Genomic DNA, 16,846 nt, shown 5'->3' on the forward strand with positions numbered 1-16,846 from the left:
GCAGGCTGGGACCGCTTTCGTCATATCGCGAGGTCTCGGCAAGGCTGCGGCGAAACTACACCGGCCCGTCGATAGGGCGCTTCATGGCCATAGCGGTCCCAGCCTTCGCTGGGATGACGGTAAATGTATCCTCCCCGTTGCGAAGCAATGGGGAGGGGGGCCGCCGACGCAGTCGGTGGTGGAGGGGAAAAGCCCCCTCCGTCAGTCGCTCCACGACCGCCATCTCCCCATTGCTTTGCGACAGGGAGGATGCTTAAGCCGAAGCGGGTAGCCGTTCGCGCCAGCTTTCCGGCGCCAGCGTCAGCAGGGCGCGGCGCAGCGGGGTCCAGAACACCGACAACGCGAGCAGCACCGCACCGACGAACAGCGTGGAGATCGCCAGGTTCATCTCGATCGTACCGGCATTGCGCAGCAGGCCGTTCAATGCCGCCAGCACGTAGATCAGCGCCGACACCAGCAGAGCCCGCCGGTCCACCAGCAGCGCGACCAGCGCAAACGCCACATAGGTGACGAGCACCCCTGCGGCATGGCCCGGAGTCACGTCGTCGCCGTTCAGCACGCCCAGCCAGTAGAACAGCGAATGCGCGATCAGCGGCGCGGCGAGCAGGTGGAGCCAGAACGCGATGTCCGCGCGCTGGGTCCGCCGAGCCCGGTCGGACAAGTCCCAGCGCATGGCGAAGGCGAAGACCGCCAGCCCGCACAGGAAGGCGGCGGGCGCGAGGACCGGGTTGGCCGCCAATGCCTGCCCGGTGGCCCAGGCGATCGCCGAAAGCAGGAGCAGCACGACGGCGCCGGTTCCGGCCGCAATCGTGATCGCCACGTGGAAACGCAGCCAGTGGAGCAGCGCCCCGACCCCGGCCGCTACGGCGGCGCTCAGCATGATGGCTGCGTCCTGCCAGGGATAGCGCTCCATCCGGTGCCAGACGTGCCGCTCGCCATTGAACTCGTAATAGACCGGCACCCGATGCTCGGGCAGGGCCTCCGCGACGAGCGCTCCGGCAAAAAGCCCGAGGCCGACGACGAACGAGGCGAGCACGATGATCGAGGGCAGGGCCATGCGGCGCTTGCGCGTGAAGATCTCGGCCATGAGCCAGTTGGCGATGGCGACGAGCAGGCCGGCCATCCACCAGCGCTGATCGTTGGCGCCCGCCGCGTAAACGCCGGAGAAGATCACCAGCAGGCAGGCGATGCCCACGAAGATGTCGTTGAAACTGGTGACGAGGCGAATGTTTTCCTCGTCCGCCATCGGCACCACGCGTGTCGTAGCCACATGGGCGCGCAAGGCGTCCGCCGCCTCGGCGCTGATGGCTCCGGCACTGACGGCGGATTGCAGATCGTCTTCGGAATACAAGGCGTTCCCCTTAAGCGGCTGCGAAGCTGCCCGCGTGGGCAGGCACCGTCAATCGCAATTGCCTCCGCTTGTTAAGGCGCCCGCATCAGCATCGACAACGCATGATGTGCCTGGTCCATGCCGGTCTCGAACGGATGGTCGCCTGACCGGTCGGCGATGCGCGGCCATGCGGCGGCGACGTCCTCAGCGCTGCGGGCGGCTTCCGGGAGGAGTACGCCATCGTTCATGGTGATCCATGCGCCCTGAAACACGCCGCCACCGGCCGCGAGGATGGTGTCGGTTGGCGCCTCGGGAGAGACAAGGAACACGGCGGCGGGCACGACATTACCGGGCTCGAACGCCTTGTAGGCTTCCTCGGGGAAGATGTCGGCGGTCATGCGGGTGCCGGCGGTCGGCACAATGGTATTGACGCGGATGCCGTACTTCGCGCCTTCCAGCCGGAGCGTTCGGGCGAGGCCGAGCACGCCCGCCTTGGCCGCGCCGTAATTCGCCTGTCCGAAATTGCCGCCAAGCCCGGTCGAGGACGTGGTCATCAAGACGCGGCCGTAGGTCTGCTCGCGCATCGTCTCCCATACAGCCTTCGTCGCGAAGGCGCTGCCGAGGAGGTGGACACGCACGACCAACTCGAAATCGGCGGGGTCCATCTTGGCGAACGTGCGGTCGCGCAGGATGCCGGCGTTGTTGATTAGGACATGGATGCCGCCCCAGGCTTCCTTCGCGCGGGCGGCCATCGCTTCCATCTGCGCGTAGTCGGAGACGTCGCCGCCATCGGCCATGGCCTCACCGCCGATCTCGCGGATTTCCTCGACGACCTGCAGCGCCGCGTCGGACTGGCCCGATCCGTCCCGCGCCGCGCCAAGGTCGTTGACCATGACTTTGGCCCCGCGCCGTGCCAGTTCGAGCGCATAGGCGCGGCCGAGCCCGGTGCCTGCTCCGGTAACTATGGCGACCTGATCGGTGAAGGAAATGGATGCTGCGCTGCTCATCGCCGAGTGATGGCAGGTCGTAGCGGCCCATTCAACGGCGCGTTCAACCTTGCCCCGGCGGCTGCGAAGGGTCATAGGCGCATCCAACGAATCTGCCCGCTATCCTGCGAAAGGCCCGCCAGATGAAAGTCCGCGTCCACGTCAGCCTCAAGCCCGGTGTCCTCGACCCTCAGGGTCGCGCGATCCACCACTCGCTGGAGGGCCTCGGCTTTTCCGGCGTCAACGACGTGCGCGCCGGCCGCCTGTTCGAGCTGGACGTTGCCGAGAGCGTCACCGACGAGGCGATCGACGACATGTGCCGCAAGCTCCTCGCCAACATGGTGATCGAGAACTACCGCATCGAGAAGGTGGCCGCCTGATGGCCTTCACCTCCGCCGTCATCACCTTCCCGGGCTCGAACTGCGACCGCGACATGGCGACGGCGCTGGAGAAGGTTTCTGGCACCGCGCCTCACCGTGTCTGGCACGGCGACAGCGAACTGCCCGAGGGTCTGGACTTCATCGCCGTTCCGGGCGGCTTCTCCTACGGCGACTATCTGCGCTGCGGCGCGATCGCCTCGCGTTCGCCGATCATGCAGGCGGTGATCGCGGCGGCGGACAAGGGCGTGCCGGTGCTCGGCGTGTGCAACGGCTTCCAGGTGCTGACCGAAAGCGGGTTGCTGCCGGGCGCGCTGCTGCGCAATGCCGGGCTGAACTTCGTGTGCCGTGAAGTCGGGCTCGAGGTCGTGAACGCGCAGTCGCTGTTCACCAATGCCTACGAAGCGGGGCAGGTCGTGCGCATTCCGGTGGCGCATCATGACGGCAACTACTTCGCCGACGATGAGACGCTGAACCGCCTCGAGGGCGAGGGCCGCGTTGCCTTCCGCTATGCCGAGGAGGTCAACGGATCGGCGCGTTCGATCGCGGGCGTGCTCAATGATGCGGGCAACGTGCTGGGCATGATGCCCCACCCTGAGCGCGCGATCGAGACCACGCATGGCGGTACGGACGGGCGCGGCCTGTTCGAAAGCGCGATTCGCGGGCTGGTCGGCGCCTGAACCTGCCTTAGGGTAGCGTTAGGTGCCGTTGAGTGCCGTGAGGTGCACTCATGCGGCGACCTCTCGGGTTTCGCCGCCAAGCCATTGACGCACAACGAGATACCGCCCGTGCAGGGCGCCTCGATCGTGCACGCCGAAGCCGAGGAGGGTGCCTTCGTGCCCCTCTGCGGCCGGAAGCCATTTCACCTGCTCCAATCCGAGCCGAACGCCCTCGCGGGTAAAATCGCTCGCCCGCGCCAGCCCTTCGGCGACGAGGCGGCCGATGTCGTGGCCCTTGGCTACGGCGAGCGCCTGACGGCAAGGCGCGTCGATCCGGTCCATCACCGCCCGCAGCGTGGTGTTCGCGTCGGAGTGCATGTCGATATAGAGCCAGCCGTTGCAGGCACGGGCGAAATCACCGTGATACCCGCGCAATCCTGCGGTGTTCATGATGCGCGGCCCGTCCCATCCGGCGCGGTCGAGGGCTTTCGAGACGGGCGGCGCCGAGAGCCCCAGACCAAGGTAGACGACGCCGTCGGGCGCGGCTTCCAGCAACCTCGCCACGGCATCGTCGACATCGTCGGCTAGCGGCGAGATGCCCTCCTTCGCCGCGATTTCGATGCCGAGGACGCGCGCCTCGCCGCCGAGATGCTTGAGATGGCGCGTCCCGATCGGCGAGAGATCGTAGATCACCGCGAGGCGCGTGCGCCCGAGGCTTGCCATCTGGCGCGCGATGACGAGCGATTCGTCCTCGTGGCTGCCCACCTGGTGCTGGAACATCCACCGGCCACGTGCGCGCTCGGCCCCGGCCCAGTTGATCGTGGGGATGCGCAACTGTTCGGCAAGCGGGGTGGCGACAAGCGCATTGTCGCCGATCGCCGGGCCGACGATCAGGCTGACGCCGGCCTCGGCGAGTTGCCGGTAGGCATGCTCGAGCGCCTCGGCCGTCCCTGAGGGCAGACCGAGGGCATAAGCGTGGACGAATTCGACTTCGGCGTCGAGGCGGCCAGCCTCGCGCAGGGCGTCGATCTCGCGCTCGATCCAGCCGGTGATATCGCCGGGGACGGGCACGCCGTCTTCCGGCCCGGATGGGTCGTCCCCGGTGAAATCAGCCATGTCATTGAGAATGCCGACTTTCACGCTCGCAGCCATCGATTCCTCCGGCGGGGCGGAGCACCCCTGTCGGCCCTGACAATGAGCCAGCCGGGAAAAGGCTGCACAGCACCTCGCGGGAATCGTGCGTCAGGTGCGAGCGCCCCGCCGGAACAGGGGCTGGAGACATTCGGCATAACTGGGGTCGCGCTCCGCAAGGCCCAGCAGGCCACCGCCGTCGAACGGCCGTCGCAGCTTGAAGTCGTAAGTGACGACGCGTTTTGAGAAGCGCCAGCGCCCGTCCGCGCAGCGCTGGTAGTTGTCGATGTAGCGCACCGCCATGAAGTCCTCCTCGCGCCCGCCTTCGCGGGTCGGGATAAGGTGGTAGGCCAGCGCGTAGACCTCGCCGCTTGCCGCGTCGCCGTCCACCGCGATCAGGTGGTTGCATACGTGATGGCCCGAATAGGGCATGTGCGGGAAGGCACGGGCGATGAAGGCGCAGTAATCCTCTGCCGAGCCGTCGAAGCTGTCGCCGTGGGTGTCGGTGGCGTCGCCGGCGTAGAGGTCGCGCAGGAGGTCCATGTCCTGCCGGTCGATCGCGCGGCAGTAGAGCAGCACCAGGTCGCGGATCGCGTCCTTGTCGAGAAGGGTCTGCAGGGCGGTCTCATCGATCATCGTGTCTCTCCGCGTCAGAGCAGGGCGCCGCCGTCCACGGGGTAGACCTGCCCGGTAATGAAGCTGGCCCGCGCCGAGGCCAGAAAAGTCACCATCGCCGCCATTTCCTCAGGCGTCGCAAAGGGACGGCCGACGAACGTGCGGCGTTGGCGCAGCGCGCGGTCCTCTTCGCTGACGCTGGCGGTGCCTTTCGAGAACAGGCCGGTTTCGGGGTTGAAGCGGCTGCCGCTGCTGAGGCTGGCCGGGTCGGTCGGGATCGTGGCGTAAGGCGCGACGGCATTGACGCGAATCCCGTGGGCGCCGACTTCCTTGGCGAGCACCATGGTGAAGCTGTGCACCGCCCCCTTGGCGGCCGAATAGACCGGCAGCATGTAGTCGCCCACCAGTGCGGCGGTTGAACCGACGTTGACGATCGCCCCGGCCTTGCGGGTGATCATGCCGGGCAACACGGCATGGGTCATGCGCAGCACGGTGCCGAAGTTGAGGTCGATGTCCGCCATCCATTTCGCCGGATCGGAATCGACGAAGAGGCCTTGGTCGACGTTGCCGCCGACGTTGTTCACCAGCACCGAGATTGGGCCGAGCGCTTCGGCGGCCTCAGCACTATCGCGGGAGAGACAGGGTCCAGCATGTCGGCGGCGACGAACACCGCCTCGGGTGCGCCGCGCGCCTTGCAGTCGGTGACCAGCCTTGCGCCTGCCTCGTGGTCTCTGCCGACGAGGACGGGAAGGGCGCCCTCGGCTGCGAGGTCCAGCGCGACGGCGCGGCCGATGTTCGCGGTCGCGCCGGTGACGATCGCGACCTTGCCTTGCAGTTGAAGTTCCATCGCCCGCTCCCGGAGTTTTTCCGAGAGCTAGGGCCGCCCTACCTCAAGGGCAAACCGCGCCGGCGATGATGATCCGCGATCAGCGGCGCGAACTGCGAACGCAGCGCATTTCGCCATCGCTGCCGTTGTCCTCGACCTTGCGCAAGTACGTGTCCTTCAGCCGGTGCAGCTTGAGGCCCTTGAGCTTGCCGCCGGTCATCGTCACGTAGTCGCCGGTCAGCAGGTAGCTGCCGCGAATGCCGCCCGCCTTGTAAGCCGAGGCATTGACCACGCGGAACTCGTAGTCCGGCAAAGGCTTGCCGACGAGGCCGCCCGCGTCGCCCGCCATCTCGCAGCTGTAAGTGCCGATGGGCAGGGTGGAGATCAGTCCGCCGCTCACCGGAGGCGGGGCAGGCTCTGCGGAGGCGCAGCCGGCGACGAGAGCCAACAGCACAACGGGAAGGGAGGCACGCTTCATGGCATTCGGGTAGCATCGGCGCGAAGCAATTGCCATGCCTCGCGACCTCGTCTAAGGGCGCATCCTTTCGAGGGTCGCGCCTGCTGTGGCCCCGCGATTCAGCTCTTTCCCATCCTGAAGGCCAGAACCATGAAGATCAGTGGCGTCGATATCCGTCCCGGTAACATCCTTGAATACGAAAAGGGCATCTGGAAGGTCGCGAAGACGCAGCACACGCAGCCCGGCAAGGGCGGCGCCTTCATGCAGGTCGAGATGAAGAACCTGATCGATGGCCGCAAGACCAACGTGCGCTTCCGCAGCGCCGACACCGTCGAGCGCGTCCGCCTGGACACCAAGGACTTCCAGTTCCTCTACGCCGAGGGCGACGACCTGGTGTTCATGGATACCGAGAACTACGACCAGATCTCGCTTCCCGCCGATCTGCTGGGCGATGCTGCCGCGTTCCTTCAGGACGGCATGCAGGTGAGCCTGGAAATGTGGGAAGAGCGCCCGATTTCGGTCCAGCTCCCCGAGCAGGTCGAAGCCACCATCGTCGAAGCCGACGCCGTGGTGAAGGGCCAGACCGCCTCGTCCAGCTACAAGCCCGCCGTGCTCGACAACGGCGTGCGCGTGATGGTGCCGCCGCACATCGAAAGCGGTACGCGCATCATCGTGGACGTCTATGAAAAGACTTACGTGAAGAAGGCAGACTGAATGAACAAGCTCGTCCTGACCGTCGCGACCGCCGCCCTGGCGATCGCGGGAACTTCCTCCGTTGCCTACGCCGCTGCCCCCAAGGCCGCTGCAAAGAGCGCCGCCAAGCCTGCCGCTGCGGCACCCGCAGGCGGCGACTCGCAGGCGCAGCACGCGATGCTCTACCTCAAGGTGCTCATCAGCGGGTTGCAGTCGGACAAGATCGAGGAACCGGTCAAGGGCGCGCTCGTCGGCTGCATCTACGACAATTCGCTCGGCAAGATCACCGAATCGATGGACAAGGTGATCGCCGAGAATTCGGGCAAGATCAGCCGCGACAATCCCAGCGAACTGCTGAGCGTCATGGCACAGATCTGCGGCTACAAGCCGACTGCGCCTGCCGCCGGCGCGGCCCCCGCCAAACCCGCGCCGCAAGGCCGCTGACAATCGGGGCCGAACTCGGCCCACAGGAGTGAAGTACAGTCATGGCCGCCATTTCCGGTCTCATCCGCGTCATCGAGAAGGCCGCCCGCAAGGCCGGCAACCGCCTGCGTCGCGACTTCGGCGAAATCGAGCACCTGCAGGTCAGCCGCAAGGGCCCTGCGGACTTCGTGTCGAAGGCCGACCAGGCTTCCGAGCGCACCATCTGGGACGAACTGCGCGCCGCGCGGCCGGACTGGGGCTATCTGTTCGAGGAAGCCGGCGAGATCGAGGGCGACCCGACCAAGCCGCGCTTCATCGTCGATCCGCTCGACGGCACGACCAACTTCCTTCACGGCATTCCGCACTTCGCGATCTCGATCGCGGTGCAGGAGCCGCGTCTGGACGGGAAGGGCTGGGGTGAGGTCACCGCCGGCCTGATCTACAACCCGGTCACCGACGAAAGCTACTGGGCGGAGAAGGCACGCGGTGCGTGGCTGCACGACCGCCGCCTGCGCGTCTCCTCGCGCCGTCATCTCGACGAGAGCCTGATCGCGACCGGCATTCCCTTCGCGGGGCACGGCGATCACGGCGTGTGGACCAAGATCTACCACGGCCTCGCGCCGCAGGTGGCGGGCATTCGCCGCTTCGGATCGGCCGCGCTCGATCTCGCCTGGGTCGCCTCGGGCCGCTACGAGGGATTCTGGGAATCGGACCTCAAGCCGTGGGATACCGCAGCGGGTTGTCTGCTCGTGCGTGAGGCCGGTGGTTTCGTGTCGGACTGGAAGGGTCGTTCGAACCCGATCTGCGACACCGAGATCCTCGCGGGTAACGACGTGCTGCACTCGCGCCTGCACAAGATCGTCGCGACCGCCCTCAAGGCATGATTTCATCACCCTCTGAGGCACGTTTCGGCGTGTCTCAGAGGGTGATTCTCTGAACTGAAACGAAACCGTCGCGGAATTTTCCGCAAACGGGTGTAAAACGCTGAGACATGGAACGCCATGTCCCTCGCCGTTGCGCCCTTGCGCTGCTTTTTGCGGCGGCGCCTTCGCCTGCATTTGCCGAGCAGCCGGTGCCTCTGGCGAAGCAGCGGCAATTCGACCTGACCGCCGTGCCGACGATAAACGCGCGCACGTCGCTGCGATCGCAGGCGGTGGGCGAGATCGAGCTGCTCAAGCCCGAGAAGACGCGGCTGAAGCTGACATATCAGACCGACGATGATGGTCCGCGTTTCGAGATCGGGACGCTCGGATCGCGCAAGGGGGCGATGAAATCGCGTCTTCTCCACGTCGCGATGGACTGGATCTTCTGAACGGGCTTGAACCCTGACGAAGTGCCGTCTAAGCGTCGCGCCTCGTTTCCGTGCCCCTGTGGCGGAATGGTAGACGCGAACGACTCAAAATCGTTTGTCGAAAGGCGTGCCCGTTCGAGTCGGGCCAGGGGCACCACTTCCTTCGATCGTCCTCAGAACAATGAGGCGATGACGAGGACCAGCAACAGCGCGACGACGATGGCCGCTACCCATTGCACCAGCGGGTAGGCTGCGATCAGCCGCGTCAGCGCCCAGGCGGCCACGGCGCCGAGCACGGTTCCTGCGATCATGCCGCCAAGGACGCCCCACTCGCCCATCATCCACAGCAGTACGAGCGCGAAGACGCCGACCGGGAAGAATCCCGCCAATGCTCGGGCGAGTGTGGGGGGCAAGGTGCGCCAGTTCATCGAGCGCCGCGTGGGAATGCCGTCAGCCATGGCCGCAGAGTAATCCTGCTACGCCCCCGCCGCCAGCCGGAGCGTCGCGCGAATCGGGCGGTACGGCTAGTTCAGGCCCTGCAGCCAGTCAGCGATCATCGCGCGCCCCGCCGCAACCGCGCCGGGGCCGAGTTCGTCGTGTCGCTGGCGGAGTGCCTGAGGGCAGCCTCCCGCCTCGACGACGGCTTCGGGCCACTGGTCGATCCAGGCGTCGAAGCGCGGGTCCTCGCCCATTTCGGCATGGAACTGCAACGCCAGCTGATTGCGGCCCCTGCGGAACGCCTGATGCTCGTAAAGCGAGGTCGAGGCCAGGAATTCCGCGCCCTCCGGCTTGGTGAACGTGTCGCCGTGCCAGTGCAGCACCGGCACTTCGCGCACATGGCGCAGCGGGCTGTCGGCGGCGTGCTCGTGAACCTGAACGGGGTGGAAGCCGACTTCCTTCGCCGGGCCGGGAAACACCCTGGCGCCGAGCGCGCTGGCCATCATCTGCGCGCCGAAGCACACGCCCAGCGTCGGACGGTCCGCCTCCAGTCGCATAGCAAGGCGGCGTAGCTGGCAGCCGATCCAGGGATGACGGTCCTGCTCGTAGACGCCCATCGGCCCGCCCATCATGATGAGCAGGTCCGGCTCGCGCAGATCGAGGGTTGAGAATTCCGGGTCGGTGACGTCGATCCGGCTGACTTCGTAGCCGGCGTCCTCGATGGGTTTGCGATAGCCTGCGACCCCTTCGTGGGGAACGTGGCGGATGATGAGCGCGGTCTTCACGGGCCTACTGTGTCACAAGTGATGTTAACGGGCGACATCGAACTCCGGCTGGAGAGATGCGGATTCCGATGCCGCCCGATGGGGTCATTGCAGAAGCATCACAGGCCGAGGCGGGACCAGAAGTCGCCCGCGCTGCGGATCGTGGCCGCGCCGCCTCCCGGCGGCGAATCGGCGCCGCCGCGCCACGAGGGGTGCGGTAGGCGTGCGTCGGTGCTGGGCCGGGCACGCAGGACTTGCGAGGTGATGCGGGGGATCGAGTTGAACATTTCGTATCTCCATCGGGAGGCACGAAGCCCGGCGTTGTCGCCTTGCGGTTTCGTGCGCTTTAGCGGTTGGTGACGCGGAGCAAGCTGACAGCCATCAAATGCCGCGGAAGAACAGGCGAACCCTGCGCTTCGAGGTTCAATCTATTCATTTGGTAGAGAATGTCGATACGGAGTTTCTATCGGGCCTATGAGAAAAACTTCACGCCGATTGCGGAGCTGGCGGGGCTGACGTAGCTTTCGCTCATGCGCGCCGTTCTCCTTGCATCCGCCTGCGCTCTTGCGAGCGTTTCCCTGCCTGCAATGGCAGAGCCCGTTGCCGATACAGTGGCGCGTGACCTGCCGGGGCTGATGGAGACTTATCGCGATCTACACGCCAATCCCGAACTCAGCTTTCAGGAAGTGCGCAGTGCCAAGATCATGGCCGATGCCGCGCGCAAGGCGGGTTTCACGGTCACCGAGAAAGTCGGGCGCACCGGCGTAGTCGCGGTCCTGAAGAACGGGCCGGGGCCGACCGTCCTCATCCGCGCGGACATGGACGGGCTGCCGGTTGTCGAGCAGACCGGGCTGCCCTTCGCGTCAACCAGGCGCGGCACGTCCACGGCGGGCGTGGAAAGCGGCATCATGCATGCTTGCGGCCACGACACGCATATGACCGCCTGGATCGAGACGGCGCGTCTCATGGCCGCGCGCAAGGCGGAGTGGTCGGGCACGCTGGTCATGATCGGCCAGCCGGCCGAGGAGATGGGGCTGGGCGCGCTGGAGATGCTCAAGGACGGGCTCTACACGCGCTTTCCCAAGCCGGATTACACGCTGGCCTTCCACGATACGCCTGAGCTTGCCGCCGGTGTCGTCGGCGCGGCGAAAGGCTGGGCGCTCGCCAATGTGGACAGCGTGGACATGCTGGTGCGCGGGGTCGGCGGGCACGGCGCCTACCCACAGACCACGCGCGACCCGATCGTGCTGGCCAGCGCGATCGTGATGAAGCTGCAGACGCTGGTGAGCCGCGAGACCAATCCGCTCGATCCCGTGGTGGTGACGGTCGGCTCTTTCCACGCCGGGACCAAGCACAACATCATTTCCGATCAGGCGAAGCTGGAACTGACGGTCCGCAGCTATTCCGACGAGACGCGCCAGCGGCTGCTCGACGGCATCGCCCGCGTCGCGCGCGGGGAGGCGATCGCATCGGGCCTGCCGGACGACCTGATGCCGCAGATCCAGATCAAGGAGCCACACACCCGCGCGACCTGGAACACGCCCGAGTTCGCCGAGGAGGCCGTCGTCGACCTCAAGGGGAAAATGGGTGCGGACAACGTGGTGATCACCCCTTCGGCGATGGGCGGTGAGGATTTCGGCGAGTTTCGCCGGGCGGATGAAGCGCGCATCAAATCGGTGATCTTCTGGGTCGGCGGTGCCGATCCCGCCAAGCTGGCGGCAGCCAAGGCCGGTGGTCCGTCGATGCCCTCGCTGCACAGTCCGTTCTGGGCGCCGCAGGCCGACAAGGTCATCGCCTCGGGCGCACACGCCCTCACGCTGACGGCGCTGCGCCTTATGGCGAAGCAGGGGATGTAAGGTGCTCCGACAGCGCAGTGTTCCAGGTTTTCGGCAAAAATGCTGATTTTATTGGCACACCTGTCAAGGTAACCGACATTTTACGCCTTTAGCCTAGGCCATCGTTCGAGTGCCGGAATTCGGCCACGAAGGATGGCGCAAGCGACGATGATTCGTCTGTTCAAACACTATATCCCGCATGCCGTGGTGCTGCTCTGGCTGGTCGATGTGCTATTGCTGGCGGCGGCCAACGAGACGTCCTGGCGGCTGCGCGCCCAGCAGATCGGCATCGACCCGGCGCCGCTCGCGGATCGCCTTATAGCGCACGGTGCCTTTGCTGCGGTGATTTCGCTCTCGATGGTGGCGGTGGGCGTCTACGGTGCCGACGCGCTGCGATCGATGCGCTTCGCGGCGGCGCGGTTGCTGGTGGCGATTTCGCTCGGCGTCATTGCGCTGTCCTTCGTGGACTTTCTTGTCGGCGGGCAGAATTTCTGGCGCTCGACGCTGGCCTATTCGATGGCCTTCGCGATCGTGCTGATGATCTTCAACCGGCTGCTGCTGGGCGGTTTCCTCGGCACCAGCGCGTTTCGCCGCCGGGTGCTCGTGCTCGGTGCGGGCGAGCGCGCGCAGCGCCTGCGGGTGCTGGGAGAGCGTCCCGAGAGCGGCTTCGTCATCGTCGGCTATGTCGCAATGAGCGAAAGCGTGCCGGTGGTCGAGGAGGCCATCTCCCGCTCGGCCATCAACAACCTGACCCGCTACGTCGAGAACCTCGGCGTCAGCGAAGTGGTGCTGGCGCTGGAGGAGCGGCGCAACGCGCTGCCATTGAAGGACCTGCTGCGCATCAAGACGGCGGGCGTCCACGTCAACGAGTTCTCCAGCTTTCTGGAGCGCGAGACCGGCCGCGTCGATCTCGACACCGTCAACCCGAGCTGGCTGATCTTCTCCGATGGTTTTTCGTCCGGCCGGGCGATTTCCAGCGCGGCCAAGCGCGTGTTCGACATCGCCGTCAGCCTGCTGTTGCTGGCGGTTACCGCGCCGGTCATCCTGATCTTCGCGCTCCTGGTGAAAGTCGATAGCCGGGGACCGGCCTTCTATCGCCAGCCGCGCGTCGGCCTGTTCGGCCAGCATTTCGACGTCATCAAGCTGCGTTCCATGCGCACCGATGCCGAGGCTGCGGGCGCGCAGTGGGCATCGAAGGACGACCCGCGCGTGACCCGCATCGGCAAGTTCATTCGCAAGGTCCGCATCGACGAACTCCCGCAGGCCTGGACCGTCCTTAAGGGCGAAATGAGCTTCGTCGGCCCGCGCCCCGAGCGCCCGGAGTTCGTCGCCGATCTCGAGGACCAGTTACGCTACTATGCGGAGCGGCACATGGTGAAGCCGGGCATCACCGGCTGGGCGCAGATCAACTACCCTTATGGCGCCTCGATCGAGGATTCGCGCAACAAGCTCGAATACGACCTCTATTATGCCAAGAACTATACGCCTTTCCTCGACTTCCTGATCATCCTCCAGACCTTGCGCGTGGTGCTCTGGAGCGAGGGCGCGCGATGATGAAGGCCTCCGCCGTCTGGGCGACGATGGGCGTCGGGCTCGACCTGACGGGGGCCATCGCGCTGGCGAGCATCGCAATCTGGCTGTTCTCCCGCCGCGACCGGTTCGGGGCTGCGGGCACGGCCATGGTCGTCGCGCTGCTTTTTACCGGCTTGTGGAGCCTGGCGTGCGCTTTCGGCATCGGTACGCCGGAAGTGACGTTCCTGCCTGCGCTTTCGGAAAGCGCCCGCAACCTCGCTTGGCTGGTGGTGGTCTATCGCCTGTTCGCGAGCGACGGGCGCGATGCCAGCGTGGCGCCGATCCGGCCGGTGATCTTCGCGCTCGGCGCGGTCGAGATCATTCATCTCGTCGTCAATTCGAGCCTCTCGCGGCTGGAAATCGACAGCGACGTTCTCAGCTTCGCGTTCCAGTTCAACGTGATGTTCCGGCTGCTGGTGACCGTTGGCGGTCTCGTTCTCGCGCACAATCTCTATGCGGGGGCGCCGCGCGAATCGCGGGGGGCCTTGCGTTGGCCCGCGATGGGGCTGGCGGTGCTCTGGGCCTTCGACCTCAACCTTTACACCATCGCCTATCTCGCGGGTAACTGGCCTTACGAGATCGCCGCAATTCGAGGCCTCGCCGCGATCGCCGTCGCCGTCTGCATCGCAATCGGCGGGGCGAAGAACCGTGACGACCTGCGCCTGCGCCCATCGCGCGCGGTGACGTTCCAGACCTTCTCGCTGATGGTCATCGGTGTCTATCTCGTGGCCATGGTGGCGGTTGCGCAGTGGCTGTCCTACGCGGGCGGCAACTTCGCGCGGCTGGTCGAACTGGCTTTCCTGACGCTCGGCAGCGCCTTCGCCCTGGTCGTGCTGCCCTCGCGGCGGGTGCGGTCGTGGTTCAAGGTCATCCTCGCCAAGCATTTCTTCCAGCACCGCTACGACTATCGCGAGGAATGGCTGCGCTTCACCCGCACCATCGGCTCCGACCAGAGCGCGGCCCTCGGCGAGCGCGTCGTCCAGTCGATGGCCGATGTCTTTGAGAGCCCGGCGGGCCTGCTCCTTACCCCCGGTGAGCACGGCGAACTGACCCTTGCCGCCCGTTGGAACTGGCGCGAGATCGAGGTGCCCGCAGTCGCGATCCCGGTGCAGGACATCGCCCATTTCGAGCGCACCGGCTATATCGCCGATCTCGACGATGTGCGCGCGGGTCGTGAGAGCGGAACCACGATCCCGAACTGGCTGATCGACCACCCGCGCGCCTGGGCGCTGATCCCGCTTGTTCACTACGACCGCCTCGTCGGCATGGTGGTGCTGGCCCGGCCGCAACTGGCGCGCAAGTTCGACTGGGAGGACTTCGACCTCCTGCGCGTCATCGGCCAGCAGGTAGCAAGCTATCTCTCGGAGAATGCCAGCCAGCTCGCGCTCGCCGAATCCGCGCGGTTCGAGGACTTCAACCGTCGCATCGCCTTCGTGATGCACGACATCAAGAACCTCGCCAGCCAGTTCAGCCTGCTGGCGCGCAATGCCGAACTTCACGCGGAAAAACCCGCCTTCCGTGCCGACATGCTGGTGACGCTGCGCAATTCCTCGGACAAGCTGAATGCCCTGCTGGCGCGGCTCTCGCGCTACGGTTCGGGCGGCGTGGACCGGGTCGAGCAGGTGGCCGCGACCGAGGTGCTCGGGCTGGTCATGGAACGCTTCAAGGACAGCCCGCAGGTCGTCCTCGCCGAATCGCGCGACATCATTGTCACCGCCAGTCGGCATTCGCTGGAGCAGGTGCTCGTCCACCTCGTCCAGAATGCCGTCGATGCCAGCGAGCCGGAGAGCCCGGTGTTCCTGTCGCTCGTGGTCGAAGGGATCAACGCCCGCTTCGAGGTGCTCGACAGCGGCACCGGCATGAGCGCCGACTTCGTGCGCAACCGCCTGTTCAAGCCCTTCGTCTCGACCAAGTCGGGCGGCTTCGGCATCGGCGCCTTCGAGGCGCGCGAGCTGGTGCGCGCGATGCGCGGCCGTCTCGACGTCGAATCGCGCGAGGGGCTGGGCTCTCGCTTCACGGTGCGCCTGCCGCTGGCGGCGGCGACCGACATCTATCCGAACTACGCCGAGAAGGTGGCCTGATGACTGAATCTCTGCCCAAGCTGCTCATCGTCGAGGACGACGCCGGGCTTCAGGCACAGCTCAAGTGGGCCTACGAGGATTTCGAGGTCTTCGTCGCCGGGGACCGCGCCAGCGCTATCGCGCTGCTGCGTTCGGAGATGCCGGACGTGGTGACGCTCGACCTCGGCCTGCCGCCGGACCCGGACGGCACCACCGAGGGTTTTGCGATCCTCGACGAGATCATGGCGCTCAAGCCCGACACCAAGGTCGTCGTCGCATCGGGCCACGGGGCGCGGGAAAGCGCGCTGCAGGCGATCGCGCGCGGGGCCTACGACTTCTACCAGAAGCCGGTCGACATCGATGCGCTCGGTCACATCGTGCGCCGCGCGCTCCACCTGCACCGGCTCGAGGAAGAGAACCGCCGCCTCGCCGGCAAGGTGGAGAAGGACGAGAAAGTCCTCGGCCGGATGATCACCGCCGCGCCGGAAATGGTTAAAGTGGCACGCACCATAGAGCGCGTGGCGAACACCAGCGTCTCGGTGATGTTGCTGGGCGCGAGCGGCACCGGCAAGGAACTGCTGGCGCGCGGGCTCCACGAGGCCAGCGGCCGCGCCAAGCGCGAGTTCGTGGCGATCAACTGCGCGGCGATCCCGGAGAACCTGCTCGAAAGCGAGCTGTTCGGGCACGAGAAGGGCGCCTTCACCGGCGCCGTGAAGACCACGCCGGGCAAGATCGAGCAGGCGGCGGGAGGCACCCTGTTCCTCGACGAAGTGGGCGACATTCCGCTGCAGCTGCAGGTCAAGCTGCTGCGCTTCCTGCAGGAGCGCGTGATCGAGCGTGTCGGCAGTCGCCAGTCGATCCCGGTCGATACCCGCGTCGTCTGCGCCACGCACCAGAACCTCGAGGGGATGATCGCCGAAGGGCGGTTCCGCGAAGACCTGTTCTATCGCCTCGCCGAGATCGTCGTGCGCATCCCCGGCCTCGCCGAGCGGCCGGGCGATCCGACACTGCTGGCGAAGGCATTCCTGACCCGCTACGCCAAGGAGATGAACCCGCGCGTGCGGGGCTTTTCCGCCGATGCGCTGGCGGCGATCGATGCCTGGGGCTGGCCCGGCAACGTGCGCGAGCTGGAGAACCGGGTGAAGCGCGCGGTGATCATGGCGGATGAAAAGCTGGTCTGCGCCGGCGACCTCGACTTGGCCGGTCCCGATGAGCAGGTGGCGACGGCGCTGAACCTCAAGACCGCGCGCGAGGCGGCGGACCGCAAGGTCATCCGCCATGCTCTCGCCCGCAGCGAGGGCAACATTTCCAGCACTGCCAAGATGCTCGGGATCAGCCGGCCGACGCTGTACGACCTGCTCAAGCAGTACGACTTGCAGCCGTCCTGAT

The 16,846-nt window shown here is 66.2% G+C and carries 20 protein-coding genes and 1 tRNA gene; 11 read left to right on the top strand and 10 right to left on the bottom strand.

Annotated elements, in window-relative coordinates; all coding sequences use genetic code 11:
• Positions 1–253: 253 nt before the first annotated feature.
• The gene (locus ACYPYD_RS01200; protein ID WP_459661785.1) at positions 254–1,351 is read right to left on the bottom strand and encodes a hypothetical protein; all 1,098 of its coding nucleotides are present in this window, start codon (positions 1,349–1,351) and stop codon (positions 254–256) included.
• 71 nt (positions 1,352–1,422) lie between these two features.
• Positions 1,423–2,337: an SDR family NAD(P)-dependent oxidoreductase gene (locus tag ACYPYD_RS01205; RefSeq protein ID WP_459661786.1), complete on the bottom strand. Its 915-nt coding sequence runs from the start codon at positions 2,335–2,337 to the stop codon at positions 1,423–1,425.
• A gap of 122 nt (positions 2,338–2,459) precedes the next feature.
• On the opposite strand from ACYPYD_RS01205, the gene purS reads away from it, so the two are divergent.
• The gene (purS, locus tag ACYPYD_RS01210; RefSeq protein ID WP_008828408.1) at positions 2,460–2,696 is read left to right on the top strand and encodes a phosphoribosylformylglycinamidine synthase subunit PurS; all 237 of its coding nucleotides are present in this window, start codon (positions 2,460–2,462) and stop codon (positions 2,694–2,696) included.
• Positions 2,696–3,373, top strand: a complete 678-nt coding sequence (purQ, locus tag ACYPYD_RS01215) for a phosphoribosylformylglycinamidine synthase subunit PurQ (RefSeq protein ID WP_008828407.1) — start codon at positions 2,696–2,698, stop codon at positions 3,371–3,373. The genes purS and purQ overlap by 1 nt, the downstream gene beginning before the upstream one ends.
• Before the next feature lie 48 nt (positions 3,374–3,421).
• Here purQ and ACYPYD_RS01220 read toward each other — a convergent pair whose 3' ends face one another.
• The 5 genes from ACYPYD_RS01220 to ACYPYD_RS01240 all read right to left on the bottom strand — a co-directional run bounded on the left by ACYPYD_RS01220 (position 3,422) and on the right by ACYPYD_RS01240 (position 6,402).
• Positions 3,422–4,504: an ABC transporter substrate-binding protein gene (locus ACYPYD_RS01220; protein WP_459661787.1), complete on the bottom strand. Its 1,083-nt coding sequence runs from the start codon at positions 4,502–4,504 to the stop codon at positions 3,422–3,424.
• A 90-nt stretch (positions 4,505–4,594) separates the two neighbouring features.
• On the bottom strand, positions 4,595–5,119 hold the full coding sequence (locus tag ACYPYD_RS01225; protein WP_459661788.1) for a nuclear transport factor 2 family protein: 525 nt from the start codon (positions 5,117–5,119) through the stop codon (positions 4,595–4,597).
• A 14-nt stretch (positions 5,120–5,133) separates the two neighbouring features.
• Positions 5,134–5,682 carry an SDR family NAD(P)-dependent oxidoreductase gene (locus tag ACYPYD_RS01230; RefSeq protein WP_459661789.1) on the bottom strand — a complete coding sequence of 183 codons (549 nt, stop codon included), beginning with the start codon at positions 5,680–5,682 and terminating at the stop codon, positions 5,134–5,136.
• Positions 5,679–5,945 carry an SDR family NAD(P)-dependent oxidoreductase gene (locus tag ACYPYD_RS01235; protein WP_459661790.1) on the bottom strand — a complete coding sequence of 89 codons (267 nt, stop codon included), beginning with the start codon at positions 5,943–5,945 and terminating at the stop codon, positions 5,679–5,681. Before ACYPYD_RS01235 ends, ACYPYD_RS01230 begins: the two co-directional genes overlap by 4 nt.
• Positions 5,946–6,024: 79 nt before the next feature.
• Positions 6,025–6,402: a hypothetical protein gene (locus tag ACYPYD_RS01240; protein WP_008828402.1), complete on the bottom strand. Its 378-nt coding sequence runs from the start codon at positions 6,400–6,402 to the stop codon at positions 6,025–6,027.
• 129 nt (positions 6,403–6,531) lie between these two features.
• Here ACYPYD_RS01240 and efp point away from each other — a divergent pair, with 129 nt between their 5' ends.
• The 5 genes from efp (at position 6,532) to ACYPYD_RS01265 (ending at position 8,945) form a co-directional block, all read left to right on the top strand.
• Positions 6,532–7,095 (top strand): elongation factor P, encoded by a 564-nt coding sequence (gene efp / locus ACYPYD_RS01245; protein ID WP_008828401.1) that lies wholly within the window; start codon positions 6,532–6,534, stop codon positions 7,093–7,095.
• Entirely contained in the window at positions 7,096–7,518 is a 423-nt protein-coding gene (locus ACYPYD_RS01250) for a hypothetical protein (RefSeq protein ID WP_036524335.1), read from the top strand.
• Positions 7,519–7,559: 41 nt separating this feature from the next.
• A complete protein-coding gene (locus ACYPYD_RS01255) occupies positions 7,560–8,381 on the top strand; it encodes an inositol monophosphatase family protein (RefSeq protein WP_008828399.1) in 822 nt (273 codons plus the stop codon).
• A 107-nt stretch (positions 8,382–8,488) separates the two neighbouring features.
• Entirely contained in the window at positions 8,489–8,809 is a 321-nt protein-coding gene (locus ACYPYD_RS01260; RefSeq protein ID WP_008828398.1) for a hypothetical protein, read from the top strand.
• Between the two features lie 52 nt (positions 8,810–8,861).
• A tRNA-Leu gene (locus tag ACYPYD_RS01265) sits at positions 8,862–8,945 on the top strand.
• Positions 8,946–8,961: 16 nt separating this feature from the next.
• Here the strand turns inward: ACYPYD_RS01265 and ACYPYD_RS01270 are convergent.
• The 3 genes from ACYPYD_RS01270 to ACYPYD_RS01280 all read right to left on the bottom strand — a co-directional run bounded on the left by ACYPYD_RS01270 (position 8,962) and on the right by ACYPYD_RS01280 (position 10,277).
• Positions 8,962–9,246 (bottom strand): hypothetical protein, encoded by a 285-nt coding sequence (locus ACYPYD_RS01270; RefSeq protein ID WP_036524338.1) that lies wholly within the window; start codon positions 9,244–9,246, stop codon positions 8,962–8,964.
• A gap of 66 nt (positions 9,247–9,312) precedes the next feature.
• Entirely contained in the window at positions 9,313–10,011 is a 699-nt protein-coding gene (locus ACYPYD_RS01275) for a glutamine amidotransferase (protein WP_008828396.1), read from the bottom strand.
• Between the two features lie 98 nt (positions 10,012–10,109).
• A complete protein-coding gene (locus ACYPYD_RS01280; protein ID WP_211150057.1) occupies positions 10,110–10,277 on the bottom strand; it encodes a hypothetical protein in 168 nt (55 codons plus the stop codon).
• Between the two features lie 243 nt (positions 10,278–10,520).
• Here ACYPYD_RS01280 and ACYPYD_RS01285 point away from each other — a divergent pair, with 243 nt between their 5' ends.
• From ACYPYD_RS01285 to prsR, 4 genes are all read left to right on the top strand, one after another.
• The gene (locus ACYPYD_RS01285) at positions 10,521–11,846 is read left to right on the top strand and encodes an amidohydrolase (RefSeq protein WP_459661791.1); all 1,326 of its coding nucleotides are present in this window, start codon (positions 10,521–10,523) and stop codon (positions 11,844–11,846) included.
• Between the two features lie 147 nt (positions 11,847–11,993).
• The gene (locus tag ACYPYD_RS01290; RefSeq protein ID WP_008828394.1) at positions 11,994–13,379 is read left to right on the top strand and encodes a TIGR03013 family XrtA/PEP-CTERM system glycosyltransferase; all 1,386 of its coding nucleotides are present in this window, start codon (positions 11,994–11,996) and stop codon (positions 13,377–13,379) included.
• Entirely contained in the window at positions 13,379–15,478 is a 2,100-nt protein-coding gene (gene prsK / locus ACYPYD_RS01295) for an XrtA/PEP-CTERM system histidine kinase PrsK (protein ID WP_459661792.1), read from the top strand. The genes ACYPYD_RS01290 and prsK overlap by 1 nt, the downstream gene beginning before the upstream one ends.
• The gene (gene prsR, locus ACYPYD_RS01300) at positions 15,478–16,845 is read left to right on the top strand and encodes a PEP-CTERM-box response regulator transcription factor (protein WP_008828392.1); all 1,368 of its coding nucleotides are present in this window, start codon (positions 15,478–15,480) and stop codon (positions 16,843–16,845) included. Before prsK ends, prsR begins: the two co-directional genes overlap by 1 nt.
• Position 16,846 lies beyond the last annotated feature (1 nt).

It is taken from the genome of Novosphingobium sp. 11B (genome assembly GCF_054589055.1).

What these genes read in the sequence shown, in the direction of transcription:
- ACYPYD_RS01205 (WP_459661786.1), bottom strand. Translation starts at nt 2,337, where the DNA reads ATGAGCAGCGCAGCATCCATTTCCTTCACCGATCAGGTCGCCATAGTT.
- purS (WP_008828408.1), top strand. Translation starts at nt 2,460, where the DNA reads ATGAAAGTCCGCGTCCACGTCAGCCTCAAGCCCGGTGTCCTCGACCCT.
- purQ (WP_008828407.1), top strand. Translation starts at nt 2,696, where the DNA reads ATGGCCTTCACCTCCGCCGTCATCACCTTCCCGGGCTCGAACTGCGAC.
- ACYPYD_RS01220 (WP_459661787.1), bottom strand. Translation starts at nt 4,504, where the DNA reads ATGGCTGCGAGCGTGAAAGTCGGCATTCTCAATGACATGGCTGATTTC.
- ACYPYD_RS01225 (WP_459661788.1), bottom strand. Translation starts at nt 5,119, where the DNA reads ATGATCGATGAGACCGCCCTGCAGACCCTTCTCGACAAGGACGCGATC.
- ACYPYD_RS01235 (WP_459661790.1), bottom strand. Translation starts at nt 5,945, where the DNA reads ATGGAACTTCAACTGCAAGGCAAGGTCGCGATCGTCACCGGCGCGACC.
- ACYPYD_RS01240 (WP_008828402.1), bottom strand. Translation starts at nt 6,402, where the DNA reads ATGAAGCGTGCCTCCCTTCCCGTTGTGCTGTTGGCTCTCGTCGCCGGC.
- efp (WP_008828401.1), top strand. Translation starts at nt 6,532, where the DNA reads ATGAAGATCAGTGGCGTCGATATCCGTCCCGGTAACATCCTTGAATAC.
- ACYPYD_RS01250 (WP_036524335.1), top strand. Translation starts at nt 7,096, where the DNA reads ATGAACAAGCTCGTCCTGACCGTCGCGACCGCCGCCCTGGCGATCGCG.
- ACYPYD_RS01255 (WP_008828399.1), top strand. Translation starts at nt 7,560, where the DNA reads ATGGCCGCCATTTCCGGTCTCATCCGCGTCATCGAGAAGGCCGCCCGC.
- ACYPYD_RS01260 (WP_008828398.1), top strand. Translation starts at nt 8,489, where the DNA reads ATGGAACGCCATGTCCCTCGCCGTTGCGCCCTTGCGCTGCTTTTTGCG.
- ACYPYD_RS01270 (WP_036524338.1), bottom strand. Translation starts at nt 9,246, where the DNA reads ATGGCTGACGGCATTCCCACGCGGCGCTCGATGAACTGGCGCACCTTG.
- ACYPYD_RS01280 (WP_211150057.1), bottom strand. Translation starts at nt 10,277, where the DNA reads ATGTTCAACTCGATCCCCCGCATCACCTCGCAAGTCCTGCGTGCCCGG.
- ACYPYD_RS01285 (WP_459661791.1), top strand. Translation starts at nt 10,521, where the DNA reads ATGCGCGCCGTTCTCCTTGCATCCGCCTGCGCTCTTGCGAGCGTTTCC.
- ACYPYD_RS01290 (WP_008828394.1), top strand. Translation starts at nt 11,994, where the DNA reads ATGATTCGTCTGTTCAAACACTATATCCCGCATGCCGTGGTGCTGCTC.
- prsK (WP_459661792.1), top strand. Translation starts at nt 13,379, where the DNA reads ATGAAGGCCTCCGCCGTCTGGGCGACGATGGGCGTCGGGCTCGACCTG.
- prsR (WP_008828392.1), top strand. Translation starts at nt 15,478, where the DNA reads ATGACTGAATCTCTGCCCAAGCTGCTCATCGTCGAGGACGACGCCGGG.